Here is a 22,770-nt window from a genome sequence, read left to right as displayed (position 1 = left end):
TCATCGACGCCATTGAAGGATGGGACGCAGCGCTACGCATCATCCCCAAATTCGCTATGGCGCAGGCCAATAGCGGTTATGGCCTCAAGCATTATGGTGGGCTGTTGGATGATGATCGCGAACGCGCAATTCTATTGCTGCACGCCCATGACGGACTGATCGCCGCCACTGCCGCCGATGCAGTACACGACTCCATCTACCCAGACGCATTGGTGCAACGTTTCGCTGAAGAGGCTAAAAGATATGCTGCGGCAGGCAATCTGGATCGAATACGCGAGTTACAGGATTTCGGCGTACCTCCGCTCGGAAAGAGCAAAGCTGAGCGGAAGTACCGGCAGTGGTGCCTCGACCGTCGCCTATTACTGAATCCGCTCAATGACCTTGGGCCGCAGGCGAGAGCGGCATGTGACGATCTCGTCCTGCCGCCCATAAGCGAAAGGTTCGATGAGAGACCGGGCATCGTGACGCCACCGCCAGTTATCGGTTTCTTTAACCAGATGAAACAGGAGTATGTGTCGGCCCGTTTCATGCTCTACGAGGGTCTTTGCGACACCAAGCTGCACTTTTCCGATCGTGGCGTTCGGCTATTCGACACGCTGGACTATCCTATGCATTCACTGGCCATTGAACGGGTGCGCACGGCCTACCGCATTGCCTATTCGCTGCTGGATAAGGTGGCATTCCTCGTTGACCACTATTGGAAGCTGGGAAAATGGCGGACCGCATCAATTTCAAGAATGTTTGGATGGTCGAAGGAAAGCCGCGGCTCCTCGATCGCTTCAGAGATTACCTGAATTGGCCGCTACGCGGACTTTTCTGGCTTTCGAAGGAGCTGTTCGACGACCAACTAAAGCACACGACTGGACCTGATGCGCGAGAGCTCCACGACATCCGTAACGCGCTCGAACACAAATTCCTGCAGGTCCACGAGGACTGGGCACGACCGTTTATGCGGGCCGCACCAAGCAGCGAAGGCTTGGGGTTCTCGATCGACAGTGATTTTCTCGAGACTAAGGCTCTGCGTGTGATGAAGATAGCTCGTTCCGCGCTCATCCAATTGGCCTTGGCAGTCGGCGTCGAAGAACGAGCGCGAGCGCGGGAGCGACCTGGAACTTTTGTTGCATCGATGTCTCATTTTGGCCTCGACGATCGTCGCAAACGACGTGACCCGGTGTAGCTGCGATCGGCTGATGAGCATAAGCATCTTCGCTTACAGACGACGGCAATGGTTGCCTCCACGGCGGAGACTGGGGGCGAATTCGTTCCGTCGATGGCCCGGGCATCGGATCGCTGTAGAAATGGTGCTGGCAGAGAGGATTGAACTCCCGACCTTCGGTTTACGAAACTGCTACTGGGATGGCGACCGGCGACGTCGCATAAAGTCCGCGCACCGAAAACGGTACTTATCCGGTACTTGCTCTGAGCGATGTCTCGAAGGCCGAGGTGGCCGGCGACCTGAGCGCCTGATCCGACTCGGTAAAGATGGCGCACCCGACACGATTCGAACGTGTGACCTTTGCCTTCGGAGGGCAACGCTCTATCCAGCTGAGCTACGGGTGCGAGGCATTCCGTTTAGCCGATTGACCGGGCGGCGGCAACGTCCCCTGACGTGGCGATTCGGAAATTGCTGCCCGATCCCGGGGCGATGGGCTGTCCGCCGGAGCCGCAGCGACCCGTGCCGGATCTGCGCCGCCATATTTTTTCGTCGCGCGCCCCGCGCCGGGTCGGATGGCCGCCCTGCTCCCGCCGCGCGCCCTGCGGGTCGAGCAGCTTGTCCATCATGGAGTCCTCCGAGGTGCCGCGGTCGCAGCCGGAATAGGCGTGGGCGATATTGCCACGGTCATCCCGTGCGAAGGAGGAGCCAGGCGGCGAGAACACGCAGGTCTTGCCGGCGCCTGATCCCAAGCTTTCGTGGGCGCGCGGCGCGGCCGGTCAACAGCCCAGCGCCACCGGGCGGAAGGCCTGCAGCAAGTGCTGATCGAGCTTGTCGCCCATTTCTTCCATCATCGCGAAGGACTTGGCGTGCGTGAACGGGAGGCGATAGGCCCGCTTCTCGACCAGCGCCGCATGAATGTCCACGATCGTGATCAAGCGCACGATGTCGCTGATCTGATCGCCGCGCAGACCATCGGGATATCCCGAGCCATCGAGGAACTCATGATGGTGCAGGACGACATCGAGCATCTCGGGCGGGAAGCCGCCCTGCTTCAGCAAGGCCTCATAGCCGAGGCGCGGATGCCGGCGAATTTCGTTCTTCTCCTCGTTGCTGAGCTTGCCCGGCTTGTCGAGGATCGCAACGGGGATGAAAGCCTTGCCCACATCATGCAACAAGGCGGCGCGCGCCAGCCGGCGCTGATCGTCCTCGCGCATCCCGAGACGCTGCGCAAACGCGGCGGCGAAGCCTGTGACAAAAAGGCAGTGGCGATAACTGTGGTCGTGATGGCGGCCGACGGCGGCCAGCCAGTCACGCAACGAGGAACGCTTGATAGCCCTCAGAATCTCGCCCTCAACCTCCAGCACGTCGCTGAATGCGAGTGGAACTCCGGCCGGAAGCCGCTCGAATATCTTCACCAGCACGGCATGAGCCGCGGCAATGCCCCGGTTCAGAGCCTTGGTGCTTGCCGCAGCGTCACGGCCGTCGTCTCCGGGGAATGCGGAGCGGATACGTTGCAGGATGGCTTGCGCGTCGAATGGACGCGAAATCGTGTCGGTGGCGCCGAGCGCCCACGCCTGCATCGACCCGTGGTGAAGCGCATCCGCAAGAACGAACAGCCGTGGCACCGATCGATAGGCCTCGGCGCACAGCTTGTCGCGCACCCGCAATACGCTTTCGGCCGAACGCAAATTGATGTCGACGACGATGCCGGCAAACCGGCCCGCCGGAGTGTCCGGAATCTCGGACGTCAAGGTGGTATCGACGTCGCCGACGCGTTGCAAAATCGCCCCGAGGTCGTCGCTTCGATCGCTCCGGTCAGACGCCAGCAGCAGGCGGCGTCTTGCGTGCGATCCGGTTGTGAGCGTCGTCATTGATCCTCATCGGTTTGCAGTTCGGCGCTGCGCGAACTTTAGCCGATAAGTAGATTCGCGAGGATTAAGGGGTATTATTAATGCTCACGTAGCAACCCTCCTACAATTCGACGGAAACCGCTGCCTTTTGGCAATTTGCCGGGAGGCTCCGGCATCCGGCGGACCGATGAGGTAAACGGTGACGGTCATTGGCAAAGGCTGCAATCACTCGCGGAAGCAAAGTGCAAATGTGTTGGCATCGGCCATCGAAGCCGGCAGAATTCCGGACGACCTCAAACCTGACGTGTCAGCAAGCACAAAGGCGGCATCATGAAGCAGCGGACATTCCTCTTCGCCTCGACATGCGCTGTTGCGTTGTCCGCGGCGTTGATCGCGCCGGGATACGCGCAGCAAGCAATCGTGGATCCGTCACATTCGTCACCCTTTACGGCGACGCTGTCGAACACCACCCCGCTGGCTTTCGGCATGGACGAGGCGACCGCAGCGGGAGCGCTCGGCGTGCCGCTGATCACCATCAGCGGACGCCCGGGCAACGAGGTGTTTCTGGCGTTTCGAAGTTACGGCGGCAGCGGCTTCTTCAACCGCAAGGACCGGCTCTATCTGCAATTCCGCAGAGGTCGTCTCACGGGCTGGAAGGGCGATTGGGGCCATAACTGGATGTGGCGATAATGGCGATGCCGGCCGTCGGGGAATGATGACTTCCGCCCTGCGGCAGGATCGAATCGGTTCACGGCCAGCACGAACCTTGCGATGCGCGCGCAAGCTGCGACAAGACCAATGCCGATCTCGCCGGCCGGCCGCCTCGCCTTCTTCGCCAGGCATCGCAAAAAACAAGAACGTCCTCAGAACCAGCGTTCGCCGACGAGGATGGTGTCGCCGGGGCTGAGCAGAGTTGCGGTGGACACGACGAGACGGACGGTGCCGCGGGCATCGGTGTGGGTGACGGTGACGCGGTCGCGCTTGGCGCGGGGCGAGAAGCCGCCGGCGATGGCGACTGCGCTCTCAACGGTCATGTTGGGCACGAACGGATACTGGCCGGGGGCCGCGACCTCGCCGAGAATGAAGAACGGCCGGTAGGCCTCCACTTCGGCGGCGACATAGGGCTGGCGGATGTAGCCATTGCGCAGCCGCGCGGCGATCGCCGCGGACAGTTCGGCGGGCGTGCGGCCGCGCGCGGTGACGGCGCCGATCAAGGGCATGGTGATGCTGCCGCCGGCATCGACCAGATAGCTGTTGGTGAGGCCTTCCTGGCCATAGACCACGATGCGCAGCCGGTCGCCGGCATCGAGGCGGTAGGCGGGATCGCGCGCGACGGGCGGCGGAGCCGCGGCGTAGACAACGGGCGCGACCGCGGCGGCGCGGGCCGCTCGAATCCGTGTGTCGCGGCGGGAGGCCGGCGGCGGCGCAACGGCCAGCCGCCCGCCATAGGCCAGCGCATCGAGATCGTTATGCGGGCGCACCATCGCCACCGGCGCCGGGTGCCGCATGCACCCCGACAGCGCCAGCGCGGTCAGCGCGGCCACCGTCGACATTGCAAACGCACGCGCGAGTTGCACCGGACCTGTCCCCTTGTCACGAGATGGCCGGTTCTGCACCCGTTATGGTTAACAAAAAGTATTTTTCGCGGTGACGAGCGGGGGCGTCGATGTCCCGGCGATTCAATCCCGGGAGTAGCCGATCAGCGGCCGTCGCGGCCGGAACAGCAGCATCAGGAGAATGCCCGCAACCGCCAGCACTGCGAAAGCGGGCTGGTTCAGGACCAGCTTGACGAGATCCCACATCCAGGGCGCCGTCGCTTCGATCTGGGTGCGAACCGCTTGCTGACTGGCCTGGTGAATATCGTTCCAGAATTCGCCGAGCCCGGTCAGCCGCACGGTCTGGTCGGCGATCGACCGCGCGCCGTCGTAGACCAGAAAAATGAAACCGCCCGCGAGCAGAAGCAGCCCAATCGAGCGAAAAATCCCGCGGATCATGCCGTCACCTGCTCTTTCCGCCTGCCGGATCGCTGGCCGCCGCCCCTTGTAAGCGTTTTCGAGCGAAGTCTGTCCTCGGGCTTGACCTGCGGATGGGATACCGGTTCGCGTGAAGAAAACGCGTCAAATCAAAATCGTAGAGCCTTTCCATTTCTGATTCCATCAGAAGCGGGCGGAAAGGCTCTAGCTGTCGAACGCGGGAAATTCAACCTCGCAAGCGCCTAAGAAGTCCTCAAGGAGGCCTTATAATGCCGCGCCTGCTCGCAGGTAAGGCGTTGACGCTCGAAAACAGGGCCTCTATAAGACCGCCAACTGGCGGCGGGGGCGATCCTGCCGCCGCTGTTCTTTGAACGGCGCCGCCTCGCGAACCTGTTCGCTCCGAGCGTGGCCTTTTCAGGAACAACCGAAACACATTCAGGCTCACTTACACTCAGGCTCACTTGCAGGCTCGCCCGCGCAATCGAATAACCGGCGCCGCTAGCCGGCCTCTCGCGGTGGGACACTGCCGAAGGATACGTCGAGACCATGGCCAATACGCACTCCGCCAAGAAAGCGACCCGCAAGATTGCCCGCCGCACCGCCGTCAACAAGTCGCGGCGGACCCTGATGCGTGGCTCGGTCCGGATCGTCGAGGAAGCGATCGCAAAGGGCGATCGTGACGCCGCAATCCAGGCGATGAAGCATGCAGAGCCGGAATTGATGCGGGCTGGCCAGCAAAATATCGTTCACAAGAACAGTGCGAGCCGCAAGGTTTCGCGGCTGACGCATCGAATCGCCAAGCTCGCGAAATAATTTGATACAAGACGTTATTCGTCAGTATTCCGCAGCAAAGGCCCGGCCGATCGCCGGGCCTTTTTGTTTTTGCGCAGCAATTGCGCACGGGGTCTTCAGTCAGGCCCGAAGCAAGGTGACGAGGAAGCGTTTCAGCGCGTCACAGCCGCATCGCCTTTCGAAGGCACGCCGCATTGATCGCCGATGTCATGCTGTTGATCCGCTTCACGTTCCGGGACGGAAATACCGCGCACGAAGCCGGGCACGGCGATTCAACCAAATCTCATCCCGCTCAAGACCGTCCGGTTGATCTCGGCTTGCCCCGCCGGCCGACACTCCTGCCCGGGGAGACGTCAGTTTGCTACCGGGGCGACGCCGTTATACCCGATATGTTCGTACAAATATAACATGGACACGGCTGAACGAGTACATGGCCGGCGCGGGTTACCTGCAAAAACAGCCAGAAAAAAATGCGCGTCGATAATCACTTATCCACATAGTGTGATGAAGCACTTCCAAAATGACGCGACGCATCCTCCACTTTACGGTTTCTTAAAATATTTTAGACAGCCGCTGCAAATTTGTAACACCGCACGGAGGCATCGAATCCGCGCGCAGATTCAAAACGTTGCCGATTGACGCAATGAATGTGCCCCGTGTTGCAGGCACTCATTCGATTTGCGCGACGCAGCCGCGACGTGAAAGCCATTGCGAGAATTGGGGGGTGGTGTATCTCTTTGGTGGCTCGCGGCGCTCACGGCTCTCATAGTGCGGATTAGAGAACCTTGGGTGGACGTGCATATCGGCGGATATGTACGTTAGTGAAGCTTTCCAAGTAGTGAAGCTTTCCAAGTGATGGCGAATGACGACTCATAGCAACATGAGAACGGATGTTCTGTGCCGAATTTCTTCGACTGCGACGTTGACCTCGAACGTTGCCACGCAAGAGAGAGATACGCTCAGGCCATGCCGCATGTCCGCCGCGGGAAGCGGACGGGTTGACTTGGTGAGTTAGAGTGCGCGGCGTAGCGATCCCGACACTGACGTCGGGTTTCGCAGACTAAGTTTGAAATTGATGTGAGAGGGCATCTCGGCGCGGTTCATCGCAGCGAGGAGGGGGTTATATGTCAAACAAAAACAACACCACCAGATTTCATCCTTTGGATTATCTCACTGACATTTTCCTCACTGACATTTTCACGACCAGGATCGCTTTTCTGCATTTCCCCATACAGCCTCCAAGCAGCCTATCCGGTCGTCGCTGACCTCGCGTTCGTTCCGTTTCCCGCCATCTGAACCGCTTGCGGCGCTCGGCCGAACGGCTGGTCATGGCTGAAACGAATCACGCCGGAGAATCACGACGAAAACGCGCGACCTCCCCCAAGAGCAGTCGCATCGCAACTTCATTCAATCAGAAAAGTCGCAAAAAAAATGTCAGACATAGAACAGGAACGCTGGTCGCGGGTGAAGGGCCGGTTGCGCTCGACCGTCGGGGAGGACATCTATTCGAGCTGGTTTGCGAGAATGGATCTGGAGAGCGTCCATGGGGAGAGCGTCCGCCTGTCGGTTCCGACCCGGTTCCTGAAGAGCTGGATTCAGGCGCATTATGCCGAGCGGGTGCTTGCCTGCTGGCAGGCCGAACTGCCGGACGTTCACCGGATCGACCTCTTGGTGCGGTCGGCCATGCGCTGCGCCGCGCCCGTCAAGGAAGCGCCCGCGGCCGATCCGCGGCGTCCCGAGCATGGCGACGGCCGAGCCAGCGCCGAATTGAAGATGGTCGCGACCGCGCCGGCGTCCGCGAACCACGACGCGCTGGGCGGTTCGCCGCTCGATCCGCGGCTGACGTTCGCAAGCTTCGTCACCGGTCGCTCCAACACACTTGCGCACGCGGCGGCGCGTCAGGTGGCCGAGGGCCGGCGCGGCGACAGCATCATGTTCAATCCGCTTTACATCCATGCCGGCGTCGGCCTCGGCAAAACCCATCTGCTGCAAGCCGTCACCTGGGCCGGCAACGCCGGAACCGAGCGCAAGGTGCTCTATCTGACCGCCGAGAAGTTCATGTACGGCTTCGTCGCCGCGCTCAAATCGCAGACGGCGCTGGCCTTCAAGGAAGCGCTCCGCGGCATCGACGTTCTGGTCATCGACGACTTGCAATTCCTGCAAGGCAAATCGACGCAGGCCGAATTCTGCCACACGCTGAACGCGCTGATCGATGCCGGCCGCCAGGTGGTGGTCGCCGCCGACCGGCCGCCGTCCGACCTGGAAAGCCTCGACGATCGCGTGCGCTCCCGACTCGCCGGCGGCCTCGTGGTCGAGATGGGCTCGCTCGGCGAAGAGCTTCGGCTCGGCATCCTGAAATCGCGCATCGACGTCGCGCGGGCGCACCATGCGAGTTTCGACGTGCCGGAGCCGGTGCTGGATTATCTGGCGAAGGCGATCACGCATAACGGACGCGACCTCGAAGGCGCGATCAACCGGCTACTGGCGCACAGCAAGCTCAACGCCCAGCCGGTCACCCTGGAGATGGCGGAGCGCGAGGTCCGCGACCTGATCCGTCCGCAGGAGCCCAGGCGCATCAAGATCGAGGACATCCAGCGGGTGGTCGCCCGGCAATACAATGTGAGTCGCTCCGACCTTCTGTCCTCGCGCCGGACCGCCAACGTGGTGCGGCCGCGGCAGGTGGCGATGTATCTGGCGAAGACGCTGACGCTGCGTTCGCTGCCCGAGATCGGCCGCCGGTTCGGAGGCCGCGATCATACCACCGTGCTGCACGCCGTGCGCAAGATCGAGGCGCTGGTATCGAAGGACGCCACCCTCTCGGACGAGGTCGAGTTGCTGAAACGTCAGCTTCAGGAATAGGCGCGGCGCGGGGAGAATTTTTCCCGCAAAATGCCGGGAAAAAGCCGGCCCGGGGCGAGCCGCAGGCTTGCACCGGACGGCCATCCGCGTCACGTTATGGTCCCGCCGGATTTAAGCAAAATCGGCCATGAGCTTCGGGGTCTCGGTGCCGCAGTCCACCCGGCATTTTCATCCGACGTCGTGAATTTGGATCGGACGGATTGCTATGAAGGTCACCGTCGAACGCGCGCAACTGCTGAAATCGCTTGGCCACGTGCATCGCGTGGTCGAGCGGCGGAACACGATCCCGATCTTGGGAAACGTGCTGGTTCGCGCCGAAAGCGCCAGGCTGTCGCTGAAGGCCACCGATCTCGATCTGGAGGTGACGGAAACACTGGCGGCGGAAACCGGAACCGGCGGCTCGACAACGGTTCCGGCGCACATGTTCTACGACATCGTCCGCAAACTGCCCGACGGCGCGCAAATCGTGCTGGAAGGCGACGGCGACCGCTCGGTGCTGGCGATCCGCGCCGGACGCTCGCGCTTCACCCTGCAGACCCTGCCTGAAAACGATTTCCCCGATCTCGCGGCCGGCGAGATGACGCATTCCTTCACGCTCGCAGCCACCGACATCAAGCGGCTGATCGACCGTACTCAATTTGCGATCTCGACCGAGGAGACCCGCTATTATCTCAACGGCATCTACCTGCACAGCGCCGGCAGCGCCAAGAACGCAACGCTGCGCGGCGTCGCCACCGACGGTCACCGCCTCGCGCAGGTCGATCTCGCGCTGCCCAAGGGCGCTGAGGGAATGCCCGGCGTCATCATCCCGCGCAAGACGGTCGGCGAGGTGCAGCGGCTGATCGAGGACAACGAGGCCGAGGTCGGGATCGAACTGTCGCAGGGCAAGATCCGCTTCACCATCGGCAACGTCGTGCTGACCTCGAAGCTGATCGACGGCACCTTCCCGGACTACGGCCGTGTGATCCCGCAGAACAACGACAAGGAACTGATCGTCGACAAAAAGGATTTCGAGGCGGCGGTCGATCGTGTTTCGACGATTTCCAGCGAGCGCGGCCGCGCAGTGAAGCTGGCGCTGTCGGCGGGCAAGCTCGTTCTGTCCGTGACCAACCCCGATTCCGGCAGCGCCACCGAGGAGCTCGAGGTCGAATACGCCTCCGAAGCGCTCGATATCGGGTTCAATTCGCGCTATCTCCTGGACATCGCCGCGCAGATCGAGGGCGAGGGCGCGGTGCTGAAGCTCGCCGACCCCGGTTCGCCGACGCTGGTGCATGACAAGGATTCCAAGGGCGCGCTCTACGTGCTGATGCCGATGCGGGTGTGATGGTCCTTTAGCCGCCGCGCCCGGCCACAGCGAAGCAACATCTGAGTCATGCTCGCGAAGGCGGGCATCCAGTATTCCGTTGCACATCCATTGTCCGCATCGCGCGTTACGGCCTACTGGATCATCCGCCTTCGCGGATGATGACCGGGACGTGATAATCCTTGCCCATGATCCCCTCCCGCATTCGTCGTTTGAGCCTCACGCACTTCCGCAACTACCGCGCGGCTGCGCTTGAGACGCAGGGCAACGTGGTCGTGCTGGTCGGGCCTAACGGCGCCGGCAAGACCAATTGCCTTGAGGCGATATCGCTGCTGTCGCCGGGACGCGGATTGCGGCGCGCCACACGCGAGGATATCGCGGATCGCCGGGGCGACGGCTCCTGGGCGGTTTCGGCCGAGGTGGAAGGTGCGCTCGGTCTGGCGACGCTCGGCACCGGCATCGACGCACCTGACAGCGAGGCGGCGTCGAGCGGCCGGCGCTGCCGGATCGACCGCGAGCCTGCAGGCTCCGCGGCGGCATTTGGCGACCACCTGCGCATGGTGTGGCTGACGCCGTCGATGGACGGCCTGTTCGGTGGCGCGGCGTCGGAACGGCGCCGCTTCCTCGACCGCCTGGTGCTGGCGATCGACAGCGATCATTCCGGCCGCGCCTCGGCGCTGGAGCGCAGCCTGCGCTCGCGCAACCGCCTGCTCGAGACGCGCAACTATGACGGCCGCTGGTGCGACGCCGTCGAACAAGAAACCGCGGAGCTTGCGGTTGCGGTCGCGGCGATGCGCGCGCAAACCGTGACGCGGCTTGCGGCCGCGCTGGAGGCACGCGGCGCGGCCTCGGCATTTCCCTCGGCAAGGATCAGGCTCGACGGCTGGATGGAAAACGCGCTGCTCACCGAGCCGGCGACGGCGGTGGAGGACCGCTACCGCGATATCCTGCGCGCCAACCGCGCCCGCGATGCCGCGGCCGGCCGTACGCTGGATGGCCCGCACCTCACCGATCTCGAGGTGATCTATGCGCCCAAGGACATGCTGGCGAAGGACGCCTCCACCGGCGAGCAGAAAGCGCTACTAATCGGACTCGTGCTCGCCCATGCGGGTCTCGTGGCCGAGATGACGGGAATCGCGCCGCTGCTGCTGCTCGACGAGGTCGTGGCGCACCTCGATCCCGACCGTCGCGGCGCTCTATTCGGCGAACTCAAAGGCCTCGGAGCCCAGGTCTGGATGAGCGGAGCCGACCCGGCCGCGTTCGCAAACGTTGGCGCCGGCAGCGAGATTTTCGACGTGGACGCGGGACGGATCGCACGGCGCGGCTAGAGCGGGATGAGGAAAAGTGTGTAGCGGTTTTCCGCCCGCATCCCGCTTCTCAAAATATTGGGGTCGATCACGTTCATGATTTTGGATCGATTCGATCCAAAATCATCGTGATCTAGGGCGTTTAACGGCGCTGATACCGATGCTTCGCGCAAGCGGCGGCCGAGTCCGACGATCAAACCAGCCGGCTGATCTGTTCCTCGGTGACGACCCGCTCGATATTGTCGGTCTTGCTCTTGATGCGGTAGCGCGGGCGACCGTCAGCCTCGATCGGCAGGCGAGAAACAACGGTATAGATACTGCGTTCCTTCACATCGGCGCGGCCCTGCGGGCCCTGAAGCTGATGGTGGACGTCATCGTTGATCGCGTAGTTGTGGGCCATCGTCTCTGATCTCGCTGAAAGAGCGGCTTGTAGGCGCTGCGGTTCCGAGATGCAACAAAGGAGCTGCACCTCGTCGGCAACGCGCCCATCCGAAACAAGGCCAAGACCGGGTTCCAGAGCCCAAGCGCGGTCACCCGGATCGCACTTTTTCGAGCCTCCGGAATCCGGCTCTCCCGGCCTTGAAAAATGAGTTAAAAACCCTATTTATTCAAAGGTTTGGCAAAGGCCACTTTGCGCTAGGCGCGATGCCGCTTTCATGTCAGAAATAAAGCTTCTCAGCCGTTAGTTTTCGCGCTGATTCGGGACATTTTCCAAAGGCCCTCCATGACAGAACCCGCCCGGCAACCGATCGCCGATCCTGAGCACGTTGCGCCGATCGAATACGGCGCGGAATCGATCCGGGTTCTCAAGGGGCTCGACGCCGTGCGCAAGCGGCCGGGCATGTATATCGGCGACACCGACGACGGCTCCGGCCTGCATCACATGGTGTATGAAGTCGTCGACAACGCCATCGACGAAGCGCTGGCGGGGCACGCCACCGTCGTTGAAGTCATTCTCAACGCCGACAATTCGGTGACGGTGCGCGACGACGGCCGCGGCATTCCCGTCGACATCCACAAAGGCGAAGGCATCTCCGCGGCCGAAGTCATCATGACGCAACTGCACGCCGGCGGTAAGTTCGACCAGAATTCCTACAAGGTCTCCGGCGGATTGCACGGCGTCGGCGTCTCGGTCGTCAACGCGCTGTCGAGCAAGCTGGCCCTGCGCATCTGGCGCAGGGACAAGGAGCACCTGATCGAATTCGCCCACGGCGACGCCGTGGCGCCGTTGAGAGTCGTCGGCGAGGCCAACGGCAAGCGCGGCACCGAAGTCACCTTCCTCGCCTCGACGGAGACCTTCACCAACGTCGAATACGATTTCGCCACGCTGGAGCATCGCCTGCGCGAACTCGCGTTTCTGAACTCCGGCGTCAACATCCTGCTCTCGGACCTGCGTCATGCCGTCGAGCGGCGCGAGCAGATGATATACGACGGCGGTGTCGTCGAGTTCGTCAAATACCTCGACCGCAACAAGAAGGCGATGGTGCCGGAGCCGATCATGATCCGCGCCGACATGAACGGCATCGGTGTCGAGGCGGCGTTGTGGTGGAACGACAGCTACCACGAGAATGTCCTGTGCTTCACCAACAACATTCCGCAGCGCGACGGCGGCACCCATCTCGCCGGTTTCCGCGGCGCGCTGACGCGGCAGGTCAATGGCTATGCCGACGCCATGGCCAAGAGGGAGAGGATCGCGCTGACCGGCGACGACTGCCGCGAGGGCCTGACCGCGGTGCTGTCGGTGAAAGTGCCGGACCCGAAATTCTCGTCGCAGACCAAAGACAAGCTGGTGTCCTCGGAAGTGCGGCCGGTGGTCGAGAACGTCATCAACGAAGCCTTGGCTGCATGGTTCGAGGAACATCCGACCGAGGCGAAGCTCATTGTCGGCAAGGTGGTCGAGGCGGCGGCGGCCCGCGAGGCCGCGCGCAAGGCGCGCGAACTGACGCGGCGCAAGGGTGCGCTCGACGTCGCTTCGCTCCCCGGCAAACTCGCCGATTGCCAAGAACGCGACCCGGCGAAGTCGGAGTTGTTCATCGTCGAGGGCGACTCGGCCGGCGGCAGCGCCAAGCAGGGCCGCAACCGCGAATTCCAGGCCGTCCTGCCGCTCCGTGGCAAGATCTTGAACGTCGAGCGCGCGCGCTTCGACAAGATGCTGTCGTCCGAGCAGATCGGCACGCTTATCACCGCGCTCGGAACCGGCATCGGTCGCGAGGATTTCGACCTGTCGAAGCTGCGCTATCACAAGATCATCGTGATGACCGACGCCGACGTCGACGGCGCGCATATCCGCACGCTGCTGCTGACCTTCTTCTTCCGCCAGATGCCGGCGCTGATCGAGGCCGGCCATCTCTATATCGCCCAGCCGCCGCTCTACAAGGTGACCCGCGGCAAGTCCGAGCAGTATCTGAAGGACGAGCGCGCGCTGGAAGACTATCTGATCGAGACCGGGCTCGACGACTGCGTGTTCAAGCTCGCCACCGGCGAAGACCGCAGCGGCCGCGACCTGCAGGCCCTGGTGGAAGACGCCCGCGTCATCCGCAACGTGCTGCACAACATGCACGGCCGTTACAACCGCAGCGTCATCGAGCAGGCGGCGATCGCCGGTGTGCTGAGCCCGCGGGTGACGGCGGATGTCGCGACCGCCAACGCCGCCGCCGATTACATCGCCAGGCGGATGGATGCGCTGGCCGACGAGGTCGAACGCGGCTGGGTCGGGCGTTTCACAGAGGGCGAGGGTTTTTTCTTCGAGCGCACCGTGCGCGGCGTCAAGGACGTTGCCATGATCGACGACGCGCTGATCGGCTCGGCCGATGCGCGCAAGCTCGACGAATACGCCGCGAAGCTGCAGGAAGCCTATCCGCGGCCGGGCCTGTTGCGCCGCAAGGATACCGAAACCGCGATCCACGGTCCGGTCGGCCTGTTCGAGGCGGTGACCGACGCCGGCCGCAAGGGCGTGGCGCTGCAACGCTACAAAGGTCTCGGCGAGATGAACCCGGACCAGCTCTGGGAAACCACGCTCGATGCCGGCGAGCGTTCGCTGCTGCAGGTGAAGATCAAGGAGGTCGACGAGGCCGACGACATCTTCACCAAGCTGATGGGCGACGTGGTCGAGCCGCGCCGCGAGTTCATCCAGGACAACTCGCTCAGCGCCAACGTCGACGTGTGAGTCGGCCGCGCCTGTTGTCGCGCCGTCCCCACACGCGTCCTGGTCGCCGTCATTGCCTGGCCGAAAGGCCGAAGGCTATCCCGTCCCCGCAGCGCCCTCATCGTTTTTGGCCGCCGATTTCGGCCGGTCGGTCCATTCCCGGATGTATCGTTCGAGGTCTCCCAGATTCTGCCGCATCTGTTCCAGCGAAAAGCCTAGCGCAAAAAATCGCTCGGTCATGTCGCCCGGCAATCCGCGCGTCAGCCCCTCCCGACGCATCGCCGCGATCTCCGCGGCATAGGCCTCGAGCGCCGTCTGCACCGGCAAGAGCGCCGGCGCGGGCGCGCCAAGCCGCAATGCCTCGGCAGAGGCCTTCAGATAACTGTTCATGGCATCGCTAAGCCTCGCGAGCGGCTGCGCGAGCCGCGACTGAAGATTGATCGGAAGCGGCGTCACCGTGGCGCGTCCGATCATCACGACGTCATGCCGCAGCCGTAACACGGTACGCAACAACGGGCCGGTATCCGGCCCATGAGACAGCCGCGCCGAGCGCTCGCGTTCGGCCTCGATACCGATCGCGTTCAGCCCGTTGATGGCATGCCCTATTCCATCCTGAAGCGCGTGAAGCGCGTCATTGTCGCGGCCGCGCGTGAGGCCCGCGAGCAATTCCTGCAGTGCGTCGGCAAGGAGGTTCAGCACGCGCGCCGCATTGACGCGAATCTGGCCGTAGGCACGTGATGGCAGCACCAGGAATGACACCAGAAGCCCGGTGATCGCGCCGACCGTCACCTCCAGGATGCGGTCGATGGCGGATTCGAGCGGCGACATCTGCCCCATCGTCGGCAGCAGCAGCACGATGATCGCGGTCACGGTTGCGACATTCAGGCTCGGATTGATCGCCGCCAGGAAGGCCAGCGGCGCCACCGCCAGCACCAGCACCGCGAGCAGCCCGCTTTCGCCGGAATGCGGGATCAGGATCGCGATCGCCCCGCCGTAGAGCGCACCGCCGATGGTGCCGATGAGATAGTCGCGCGTTGCTTTCAGCGAACGGCCGACGCTCATCTGCGTCACGATGATCGCTGTCAGCACAGCCCACAGCGGCAGCCGCAGATGCAGCGCGATCGCGACGACGAGTGCGGCGAAGGCGGCCGCCGTGACCCGGACGCCCAGGCCCAACTCCACCTTTCGCGACCACAGTCGCGTTGCCGTGCGTTTCAAATATGAGATCATGCGCCGCAGGGTTGGGTTGTCCAGCCGTCCTGACGTTAAAGCTACTCACTTATCTTTCCGCAACTGCCCGGCTTGCCGGGCAGAGCGCTAACGCATGGTCTCGCGGTCACATATTCGTGGCAACTGGCGGCAAAACATTCCGAATTCCAACGCGTGAACCATATTCCCGAGATTGGCTTGAACCTAAACCCGCCTTGGGGGAACTTACTGCTGCGGGCGGCGTTTTGTTTGTTTGAGTAGGCGTTGGTGTTGTGATGCCGGTTTTTCGTTATTTTCTGGTAATGGGTTGCTGTCTGGTCGGCCTGCTTTTTGTCGCCAACTGGATGTGGCCCGGCGATGCGGGCACCGACGCGCATCCGGCGACCGTTGCATCCGCAGGTGCGGGATCGACCGGCCTGAAATCCGAGGACTCGAAATCCAAGGAACTGGCTTCCAAGAACTTGGTACCAAAGGACTTGAAATCAAAGGACTTGGCATCGACGGATTTGGGGGCGGCATCGACAGTTCTCAGCTCGATCGATGACTGGCGGCGCTCCGAGAAACGCTTCGAGCGGTCGAAGCATGATCCTCAACCTATCGTCTATCCGGATGTCGCTACCCTCGCTCCCACCGCCGACCGTCTGCAATGGGAACGCCAGCTCCGCTATCTGCCGGCGAATCACGTCTACGAAGCGCGGGCGGAAATGCCCAAGGGAACGACCGTCGAACACCCGAAGGTCGCTGAGAAGACCAGGCCGCCGCGCAAGCACATCGCTCACGCCCGCAGCCGCGCGAGGATTGCAACAAACGCCGAGCGGCCTCCGCCTCCCCGCTACGCCCGCAACACCGGCTGGAATCCATTCGGCCTGTTCGACTGACCGGGTCTCCCGGGAATCGCGCGGACGCCTATCCCAACAGCCAGCGGAACGCGCGACGCAGTTCGTCCGTACCGTTGCAATCGTACCAGCGGCCGTGGGCCAAAACGATCCGTTCCGGATTCCAGCCGATCATGGTTTCAACCGCACCCCTCAGTCCCGCCTTGTCGCGATAGGATAGGCGCATGTCGCGCGGCATCGATCCGTCCGGATCCTGCGCGCCGCCGAGCCACGTCAGCACGCGCGCGAGCAATGAACCCAGCTTGGGCGGCTCGAAGTTCTCGATCAGGTCGGTCAGCACCAGCGTCCGGCTTTTGCGGTGGAAGAAGACGACCTCCGTCATGTAGTTCCCCTCGACCGGAAGCGTGGCGACGTCGCTATCCCAGGGATAGCCCCGGCCGCGATCAAGCGCCTGACAATCGAAATCGATGCGGCCGCCTGCCTGCTCGCGGATGCGCGGCGCCAGATAGACCCCCGCGCCGGGAAAGACCGTATGCCAATCCGGAATCCACGAGTAGTGGATCCGGTTCGGTCCGACGATCCAGCGCGGGCGGCCGAGGCCTTCGACTTCCGTCTTGAGTTCAGCCGTCAGCAGCGTCGGCGAATGGATCAGCAAATCGCCGCCGATGCGGATGATCGTCATGCGGGTCGAAAACGGCATCTTCAGCAACGGCGGGCCGAACCGGATCACAGGGCCATCGACGATCCAGACATCGTCGGCCACGCGCTTGAGCGTGTCGAGCGGCGGATAGGTAGCGAGCGAATCCCGTTCCATGATGCGACCTGTGATGCGGCACGACCGTCAGCGCAATGCCGCCGCCAGAGCATGATCCCGAAACGTAGGAACCGGTTTTCGGATAGGATCATGCTCCATCAAAAGGATATCAAAAGAATAAGGCGTTCCCGCGCCGGCGCGCGGCGGATCAGCCTTCGATGATAATGAAGTCGGCTTCCGAACATGTCTGGCGGATTGCCTTCGCGGCCTGATATTCGGAACTTTGATAGCACGCCTTCGCGGTGGCGAGGTCCTTGAACTCGACCACCACATTGCGGTCGCGCGAGGTGCCTTCCATCGAATCGAATGGACCGCCACCCACGATGAAGGTGGCGCCGAATTTTTCAAACGCGGGCTTGGCGGCGGCGAGATAGTCGGGATAGCGCGCGGAATCGTGAACCGAGACGCGCACGACCCAATAACCTTTTGCCATGATCGGTTCCTCCGTGTGATGCAAGTTTGTATCAAAACGGCCTGCCAAAGGCGCTCCGACTTTATGATGGGGCCCGGCGGCTGCGCGCCGCACCTCGTGCATGGCGACCGTTTCGTGAAGCCGGAACCGGGCGGCGTCCGGTGAACGCTGTTGTCAGCGCGGCAGTCGCGCACGATAATAGAATTCAACCGTCATGCTTTCACGGAGGCGACATGAGCTGGCTTCCCTCCAACGATCCCGTTCTCGGCGATCCCCTGACATGCGACGCGCTGGAGCTTGTCATCGTGCCGCGGATTCGCGACCTCGGCGACGGCTTCGCCGTGCGCCGCGCGCTGCCGCACGGCAGGCGACAGATGGTCGGTCCCTTCATCTTCTTCGACCATTTCGGTCCGGTGCAGTTCGTCTCCGGCAAAGGCATGGACGTGCGGCCGCATCCGCATATCGGGCTCGCCACCGTCACCTATCTGTTCGATGGCAGCATCATGCACCGCGACAGCGAGGGCAACATCCAGGAGATACAGCCCGGCGCCATGAACCTGATGACCGCGGGCGGCGGCATCGCACACTCGGAGCGCACGCCGGATGCGCAGCGCGCAAGCGGGCAGAAGATGCTCGGCCTGCAAAGCTGGATCGCGCTGCCCAGGGGCAAGGAGGAGATCGCGCCGTCGTTCCAGCACTACGGCGCCGACAGCCTGCCGACCGTGCAGGACAAGGGATTCCGCGCTCGCGTCATCGCCGGCAATTCGTTCGGCGCGGTCTCGCCGGTCGAGATGGTGTCGCCGTGGTTCTACGTCGAGGTCTCACTCGATGCCGGCATGAGCGCGCCGCTGGATGCGGATCACGAGGAGCGCGCGATCTATATCGTCGATGGCGAGATCGAGATCGCGGGCGACCGTCACGAAGCGCCGCAACTCCTCGTTTTCCGTCCCGGCGACCGCATCACGGTGCGGGCGACAAAGCCCACGCGGATGATGTTTCTGGGCGGCGACGCGCTGGAGGGGCCGCGCCACATCTGGTGGAATTTCGTCTCCTCCAGCAAGGAACGCATCGAGCAGGCCAAAGAAGACTGGAAAACCGGCCGCTTCGCCCATGTGCCGAACGAGCACGAGTTCATTCCACTGCCGGAAAACTGACCTGCTCTCACACCGGCAGCCCGTTTTCCTGCGCCAGTTGCTTCAGCGACACCTGCGGCCGGGCGCCGATGTGCTGGATCACCTCGGCCGCGGCGAGCGCGCCGAGCCGGCCGGCGTTTTCATGGCTCGCGCCGCGCACCAGTCCGAACAAAAATCCTGCCGCGAACAGATCGCCGGCGCCGGTGGTATCGACCAGACTGTCGATCGGATATGCCGGCACCGCGGCGACGCTATCTGTCGTCGCGACCACGCAGCCCTTCTCGCTACGGGTGACGACGCCGAGCGCTATGTCCTTGCGCAATTGCGCCAGCGCCATATCGAAGTCCGAGGTCTGGTAGAGCGAACGCAGCTCGGTCTCGTTGGCGAAAAGCAGATCGACCGCGCCGGTTCGCATCAACCCGAGAAACTCGTCGCGGTAGCGATCGACGCAAAACGCATCCGACAGCGTCAGCGCGACCTGGCGCTGCGCCCCATGCGCGATCTGCGACGCCTTGAGGAACGCCTCCTTGGCGGCCTTGGGGTCCCAGAGATAGCCCTCGAGATAGAGGATCGACGCCGCTGCGACGGCATCCTCATCGATATCGGCCGGCGACAAATCCTGCGCGGCGCCGAGATAGGTGTTCATGGTGCGCTCGCCGTCCGGCGTCACCAGAATGTAGGAGCAGCCGGTGGCCGGACCGCCGGATGCAGGCGGCGTATCGAACGCCACCTTCGCAGCGCGAATGTCATGCGCATAAAGCCGGCCGATCTGATCGTCCTTCACCTTGCCAACATAGGCGGCGCGCGCGCCGAACCCGGCGAGACCGACGATGGTATTGGCGGCCGATCCGCCCGACATTTCGGTCGCAGGCCCCATATCGGCATAGATCGATGCGGCACGCGCCTCGTCGATCAGCGCCATGCCACCCTTGACCATGCCGTGGGCGGCAAGAAAATCCTCGTCGGTCCGCACCAGAACGTCGAAAATCGCATTGCCGATCCCGAGCACGTCGTATTTCGCTGAAGTCATTAAGAATATCCCGTTCTGGCAATTGCGGTGAAGCGAGGAATCCGGTCAGACTCCTCGGCCAGTGAAGGTGCCGCCTATCACGGCGCCTCCCTGCCATCAAGCACGGCCCGGCCGACATTGCCATGATCCGCTCCGTCCTCACCGTCTCCTCGGGCACGCTGGCCTCGCGTCTGCTCGGATTTGCGCGCGATGCCCTGACCGCGGCGCTGCTCGGTGCAGGCCCGGTCGCCGATGCTTTTCTGATGGCGTTTCAGCTCATCACCGTGATCCGCCGGATGCTCGGTGAAGGCGCTCTGAATGCGGCGCTGGTGCCGGCATGGATGCGGCTGCGCGACGGCAGCGGCCTTGCCGCAGCATCGGCCTTCGCAGGCGCCGTGCTCGGAACCGTGAGCGCAACCCTGATCGCGTTGGCCGTGATCGCCGGCGTGGCCATGCCGCTTCTCATGACGGTGCTAGCGCCGGGTTTCGTCGGCCGCGACAGCTTGCAGCTCGCGATCACCGATGCGCGGCTGATGCTGCCTTATCTGGCTTTCGCGGGCCCCGCGGCCGTCATCATGAGCCTGATGAACGCCCGACATCGCTTTGCGGTCACATCCTTCTCACCGCTACTGTTCAACCTCGCCCTGATTCTCGTTATCTCGGTGCTGCTTCTGTTGCATCGGGACTCGCATTCCGCCGCAATGACGATGGCGGCAACCGTGGGCGCCGCGGGCCTGCTGCAACTGCTGGTTCTTGCTATCCCGGGTCACCGCGACAACCTCGCAAGTCCCTTGCGACTATCGTTCGATGCCGGGATGCGGGATTTTGCCCGCAAGGCCGTCCCCGGCATGATCGCGAATTCAGGACCGCAACTGCTGATCGTGGCCGGCGCGATCGTCGCATCGACATCGCCGTCGGCCGTGGCGTGGCTCTACTTCGCCAACCGCCTGATCGAGTTGCCGCTGGGGATGGTCGGCGTCGCCATCGGCACCGTGCTGGTGCCGGAAATGAGTCGCGCCCTCAACAAGGGTGACAGGCCCGCGCTGGTCCATGCCGAGTCGCGAGGGATCGAACTGGCGGCGGGCTTGGCTTTGCCCGCGACGCTCGGTCTGATGATCCTCAGCGAGCCGATCGTGCGGGTGCTGTTCGAGCACGGCGCGTTTACCGCGGCGGACACCCAAGCGACGGCGCTGGCGCTCGGTTGCCTCGGCCTCGCCCTGCCCGCTTATGTCCTGATCAAGGCGCTGTCCCCGGCTTTCTTCGCGCGCGGCAATACCATGACGCCGCTTCTGGCGGCGCTGACGGGGATTGCGGTCGCGATCGTTCTCGCACTCGTATTGGGACGACTGTTCGGTGTCGGCGGAATCGCCGTCGCCGTGGCGGTCGGAGCCTGGAGCAATGCAGCGAGCCTGGTCCGCAGCGTCGCCGCGACGTTCGGATTTTCCATTGATGCCGAGGCACGGCGGCGGCTGCCGCGCATTGTGCTGGCCGCGGTGCTGATGGGCGGGCTTTTGTGGCTGGCCGTTCGGCTGCCGCCCTCGATACCGAGCGCGCACGAATTGCTGCAGGCGGCCATGCTCGTCATCCTGATCGCCGCCGGCATCGCGATCTATGGTCTGCTTCTGCTGCTGTTTCGGGTGATCGACCGGAACGACATACAGGCCGCGCTGATGCGCTCGCGATCCGGCGGCTTGCGCGCCTAGCGCGTATTCCGCAAAAGTGGATACCGGTTTTGCGATCAGAATACGCGCGAGTTATGGATTGAGAGCATTTTCTTCACGCTAATCGGATTCCACTTAGCCGGAAAATGCTCTAAAGCCGCGCGTGGCAATGGACGACGCGACGCACCGACGCATCGGGCCACGTTTCGCAGCCCTTCGACGGACCGCGCAGGCAAGCAGGAACTGAAGCGATGACGACACGGGTTTTTTCGGGCGTTCAGCCGACCGGCAATCTGCATCTCGGCAATTATCTCGGCGCCATCGTCAATTTCGTGAAATTGCAGGCCGACCACGAATGCCTCTATTGCGTGGTCGACCTCCATGCCATCACCGTTCCCGTCGCCGTCTGGGGCGGCCCGGATGAATTGCGCCGCAACACCCGCGAAGTGACGGCAGCCTTCATCGCCAGCGGCATCGATCCGAAGCAGCACATCATCTTCAACCAGAGTCAGGTGGCGGGCCATGCCGAACTGACCTGGGTGTTCAACTGCGTGGCGCGGCTCGGCTGGCTCAACCGCATGACCCAGTTCAAGGAAAAGGCCGGCAAGGATCGCGAGAACGCGTCGATCGGCCTGTACGATTATCCGGTGCTGATGGCCTCGGACATCCTGCTCTATCGCGCCACGCACGTTCCGGTGGGCGAGGACCAGAAACAGCACCTCGAACTCAGCCGCGACATCGCGCAGAAATTCAACAACGACTTTTCCGCTTCAATTGCCGCCAACGGCCACGGCGACAGTTTCTTTCCGCTGCCGGAGCCCGTGATTACCGGACCTGCGACGCGCGTGATGAGCCTGCGCGACGGCACCAAGAAGATGTCGAAGTCGGATCCGTCGGATTATTCGCGCATCAATCTCACCGACGACGCCGACACCATCGCGCAAAAGATCCGCAAGGCCAAGACCGATCCGGAGCCGCTGCCGTCGGAGGAAAAGGGGCTGGAAAGCCGCCCCGAGGCCGACAATCTCGTCGGCATCTATGCGGCATTGTCAGGGAAGGCCAAACCCGAGGTGCTCGCGCAGTTCGGCGGCGCGCAGTTCTCAGGCTTCAAATCCAACCTCGTCGATCTCGCAGTCGCAAAGCTGTCGCCGATCGCAGCAGAGATGAAACGACTGACCGGAGATCCGGCCTATGTCGACGGGATTCTGATCGAGGGCGCCGACCGCGCCCGCGCCATCGCCTCGGAAACCATGAACGCGGTGAAGGACATCGTCGGTTTCATCCACAAGCGATAAAGCGTCTTCGCACAGG

Annotated in this window: 19 protein-coding genes, 1 tRNA gene and 1 pseudogene; 11 read left to right on the top strand and 10 right to left on the bottom strand. The window is 63.0% G+C overall.

From position 1 onward, the window contains the following. Positions 1–56: 56 nt before the first annotated feature. Positions 57–1,177, top strand: a pseudogene (locus tag V4R08_RS12020) (LA2681 family HEPN domain-containing protein). Positions 1,178–1,483: 306 nt separating this feature from the next. On the opposite strand, the gene V4R08_RS12010 reads toward V4R08_RS12020, so the two are convergent. The 3 genes from V4R08_RS12010 to V4R08_RS12000 form a co-directional block, all read right to left on the bottom strand. Continuing rightward, positions 1,484–1,560: transfer RNA gene (locus V4R08_RS12010), tRNA-Arg, on the bottom strand. Between the two features lie 12 nt (positions 1,561–1,572). Beyond that, positions 1,573–1,782 (bottom strand): hypothetical protein, encoded by a 210-nt coding sequence (locus V4R08_RS12005; protein ID WP_335579564.1) that lies wholly within the window; start codon positions 1,780–1,782, stop codon positions 1,573–1,575. A 150-nt stretch (positions 1,783–1,932) separates the two neighbouring features. Beyond that, on the bottom strand, positions 1,933–3,027 hold the full coding sequence (locus tag V4R08_RS12000; protein ID WP_335579563.1) for an HD-GYP domain-containing protein: 1,095 nt from the start codon (positions 3,025–3,027) through the stop codon (positions 1,933–1,935). Between the two features lie 309 nt (positions 3,028–3,336). On the opposite strand from V4R08_RS12000, the gene V4R08_RS11995 reads away from it, so the two are divergent. Next, a complete protein-coding gene (locus V4R08_RS11995) occupies positions 3,337–3,696 on the top strand; it encodes a hypothetical protein (RefSeq protein ID WP_335579562.1) in 360 nt (119 codons plus the stop codon). 173 nt (positions 3,697–3,869) lie between these two features. Here the strand turns inward: V4R08_RS11995 and V4R08_RS11990 are convergent, their stop codons facing one another. Together V4R08_RS11990 and V4R08_RS11985 are read right to left on the bottom strand one after the other, a co-directional pair. Then, positions 3,870–4,583 carry a polysaccharide biosynthesis/export family protein gene (locus V4R08_RS11990; RefSeq protein ID WP_335579561.1) on the bottom strand — a complete coding sequence of 238 codons (714 nt, stop codon included), beginning with the start codon at positions 4,581–4,583 and terminating at the stop codon, positions 3,870–3,872. 102 nt (positions 4,584–4,685) lie between these two features. Next, positions 4,686–5,000, bottom strand: a complete 315-nt coding sequence (locus tag V4R08_RS11985) for a hypothetical protein (RefSeq protein ID WP_335579560.1) — start codon at positions 4,998–5,000, stop codon at positions 4,686–4,688. Between the two features lie 525 nt (positions 5,001–5,525). On the opposite strand from V4R08_RS11985, the gene rpsT reads away from it, so the two are divergent. From rpsT to recF, 4 genes are all read left to right on the top strand, one after another. Then, positions 5,526–5,792: a 30S ribosomal protein S20 gene (gene rpsT / locus V4R08_RS11980; protein WP_335579559.1), complete on the top strand. Its 267-nt coding sequence runs from the start codon at positions 5,526–5,528 to the stop codon at positions 5,790–5,792. Between the two features lie 1,410 nt (positions 5,793–7,202). After that, positions 7,203–8,630 (top strand): chromosomal replication initiator protein DnaA, encoded by a 1,428-nt coding sequence (gene dnaA, locus V4R08_RS11975; protein ID WP_335579558.1) that lies wholly within the window; start codon positions 7,203–7,205, stop codon positions 8,628–8,630. A 205-nt stretch (positions 8,631–8,835) separates the two neighbouring features. Next, the gene (dnaN, locus tag V4R08_RS11970; protein ID WP_335579557.1) at positions 8,836–9,954 is read left to right on the top strand and encodes a DNA polymerase III subunit beta; all 1,119 of its coding nucleotides are present in this window, start codon (positions 8,836–8,838) and stop codon (positions 9,952–9,954) included. Between the two features lie 167 nt (positions 9,955–10,121). Then, positions 10,122–11,261: a DNA replication/repair protein RecF gene (gene recF / locus V4R08_RS11965; protein ID WP_335580262.1), complete on the top strand. Its 1,140-nt coding sequence runs from the start codon at positions 10,122–10,124 to the stop codon at positions 11,259–11,261. Between the two features lie 172 nt (positions 11,262–11,433). Here the strand turns inward: recF and V4R08_RS11960 are convergent, their stop codons facing one another. Further along, on the bottom strand, positions 11,434–11,640 hold the full coding sequence (locus tag V4R08_RS11960) for a hypothetical protein (RefSeq protein WP_335579556.1): 207 nt from the start codon (positions 11,638–11,640) through the stop codon (positions 11,434–11,436). Positions 11,641–11,964: 324 nt separating this feature from the next. Here V4R08_RS11960 and gyrB point away from each other — a divergent pair, with 324 nt between their 5' ends. Continuing rightward, positions 11,965–14,406, top strand: a complete 2,442-nt coding sequence (gene gyrB / locus V4R08_RS11955; protein ID WP_335579555.1) for a DNA topoisomerase (ATP-hydrolyzing) subunit B — start codon at positions 11,965–11,967, stop codon at positions 14,404–14,406. Between the two features lie 75 nt (positions 14,407–14,481). On the opposite strand, the gene V4R08_RS11950 is transcribed toward gyrB, so the two are convergent. Next, positions 14,482–15,615: an FUSC family protein gene (locus V4R08_RS11950; protein ID WP_335579554.1), complete on the bottom strand. Its 1,134-nt coding sequence runs from the start codon at positions 15,613–15,615 to the stop codon at positions 14,482–14,484. Positions 15,616–15,869: 254 nt separating this feature from the next. Between V4R08_RS11950 and V4R08_RS11945 the strand changes: the two genes are divergently transcribed. Continuing rightward, on the top strand, positions 15,870–16,472 hold the full coding sequence (locus tag V4R08_RS11945) for a hypothetical protein (RefSeq protein WP_335579553.1): 603 nt from the start codon (positions 15,870–15,872) through the stop codon (positions 16,470–16,472). A gap of 28 nt (positions 16,473–16,500) precedes the next feature. Here V4R08_RS11945 and V4R08_RS11940 read toward each other — a convergent pair whose 3' ends face one another. Both V4R08_RS11940 and V4R08_RS11935 read right to left on the bottom strand, forming a co-directional pair. Further along, positions 16,501–17,244, bottom strand: a complete 744-nt coding sequence (locus V4R08_RS11940) for a DUF4336 domain-containing protein (protein WP_335579552.1) — start codon at positions 17,242–17,244, stop codon at positions 16,501–16,503. A 148-nt stretch (positions 17,245–17,392) separates the two neighbouring features. Continuing rightward, positions 17,393–17,677 carry a DUF1330 domain-containing protein gene (locus V4R08_RS11935; RefSeq protein WP_335579551.1) on the bottom strand — a complete coding sequence of 95 codons (285 nt, stop codon included), beginning with the start codon at positions 17,675–17,677 and terminating at the stop codon, positions 17,393–17,395. 212 nt (positions 17,678–17,889) lie between these two features. Here V4R08_RS11935 and V4R08_RS11930 point away from each other — a divergent pair, with 212 nt between their 5' ends. Further along, positions 17,890–18,810 (top strand): pirin family protein, encoded by a 921-nt coding sequence (locus V4R08_RS11930; protein ID WP_335579550.1) that lies wholly within the window; start codon positions 17,890–17,892, stop codon positions 18,808–18,810. 7 nt (positions 18,811–18,817) lie between these two features. Here the strand turns inward: V4R08_RS11930 and V4R08_RS11925 are convergent, their stop codons facing one another. Next, a complete protein-coding gene (locus tag V4R08_RS11925) occupies positions 18,818–19,819 on the bottom strand; it encodes an adenosine kinase (RefSeq protein ID WP_335579549.1) in 1,002 nt (333 codons plus the stop codon). Between the two features lie 122 nt (positions 19,820–19,941). On the opposite strand from V4R08_RS11925, the gene murJ reads away from it, so the two are divergent. Next, positions 19,942–21,501, top strand: a complete 1,560-nt coding sequence (gene murJ / locus V4R08_RS11920; RefSeq protein ID WP_335579548.1) for a murein biosynthesis integral membrane protein MurJ — start codon at positions 19,942–19,944, stop codon at positions 21,499–21,501. A gap of 209 nt (positions 21,502–21,710) precedes the next feature. Further along, on the top strand, positions 21,711–22,754 hold the full coding sequence (gene trpS, locus V4R08_RS11915; protein WP_335579547.1) for a tryptophan--tRNA ligase: 1,044 nt from the start codon (positions 21,711–21,713) through the stop codon (positions 22,752–22,754). Positions 22,755–22,770 lie beyond the last annotated feature (16 nt).

The sequence above is a fragment of the Nitrobacter sp. NHB1 genome (assembly GCF_036964665.1).
GTDB lineage: Bacteria > Pseudomonadota > Alphaproteobacteria > Rhizobiales > Xanthobacteraceae > Nitrobacter.
This window is presented reverse-complemented; position numbering and strand designations above follow the sequence as displayed.

Coding starts and splice junctions, on each gene's coding strand:
- V4R08_RS12005 (WP_335579564.1), bottom strand. CDS start 1,782: ATGATGGACAAGCTGCTCGACCCGCAGGGCGCGCGGCGGGAGCAGGGC.
- V4R08_RS12000 (WP_335579563.1), bottom strand. CDS start 3,027: ATGACGACGCTCACAACCGGATCGCACGCAAGACGCCGCCTGCTGCTG.
- V4R08_RS11995 (WP_335579562.1), top strand. CDS start 3,337: ATGAAGCAGCGGACATTCCTCTTCGCCTCGACATGCGCTGTTGCGTTG.
- V4R08_RS11985 (WP_335579560.1), bottom strand. CDS start 5,000: ATGATCCGCGGGATTTTTCGCTCGATTGGGCTGCTTCTGCTCGCGGGC.
- rpsT (WP_335579559.1), top strand. CDS start 5,526: ATGGCCAATACGCACTCCGCCAAGAAAGCGACCCGCAAGATTGCCCGC.
- dnaA (WP_335579558.1), top strand. CDS start 7,203: ATGTCAGACATAGAACAGGAACGCTGGTCGCGGGTGAAGGGCCGGTTG.
- dnaN (WP_335579557.1), top strand. CDS start 8,836: ATGAAGGTCACCGTCGAACGCGCGCAACTGCTGAAATCGCTTGGCCAC.
- recF (WP_335580262.1), top strand. CDS start 10,122: ATGATCCCCTCCCGCATTCGTCGTTTGAGCCTCACGCACTTCCGCAAC.
- V4R08_RS11960 (WP_335579556.1), bottom strand. CDS start 11,640: ATGGCCCACAACTACGCGATCAACGATGACGTCCACCATCAGCTTCAG.
- gyrB (WP_335579555.1), top strand. CDS start 11,965: ATGACAGAACCCGCCCGGCAACCGATCGCCGATCCTGAGCACGTTGCG.
- V4R08_RS11950 (WP_335579554.1), bottom strand. CDS start 15,615: ATGATCTCATATTTGAAACGCACGGCAACGCGACTGTGGTCGCGAAAG.
- V4R08_RS11945 (WP_335579553.1), top strand. CDS start 15,870: ATGCCGGTTTTTCGTTATTTTCTGGTAATGGGTTGCTGTCTGGTCGGC.
- V4R08_RS11940 (WP_335579552.1), bottom strand. CDS start 17,244: ATGGAACGGGATTCGCTCGCTACCTATCCGCCGCTCGACACGCTCAAG.
- V4R08_RS11935 (WP_335579551.1), bottom strand. CDS start 17,677: ATGGCAAAAGGTTATTGGGTCGTGCGCGTCTCGGTTCACGATTCCGCG.
- V4R08_RS11930 (WP_335579550.1), top strand. CDS start 17,890: ATGAGCTGGCTTCCCTCCAACGATCCCGTTCTCGGCGATCCCCTGACA.
- V4R08_RS11925 (WP_335579549.1), bottom strand. CDS start 19,819: ATGACTTCAGCGAAATACGACGTGCTCGGGATCGGCAATGCGATTTTC.
- murJ (WP_335579548.1), top strand. CDS start 19,942: ATGATCCGCTCCGTCCTCACCGTCTCCTCGGGCACGCTGGCCTCGCGT.
- trpS (WP_335579547.1), top strand. CDS start 21,711: ATGACGACACGGGTTTTTTCGGGCGTTCAGCCGACCGGCAATCTGCAT.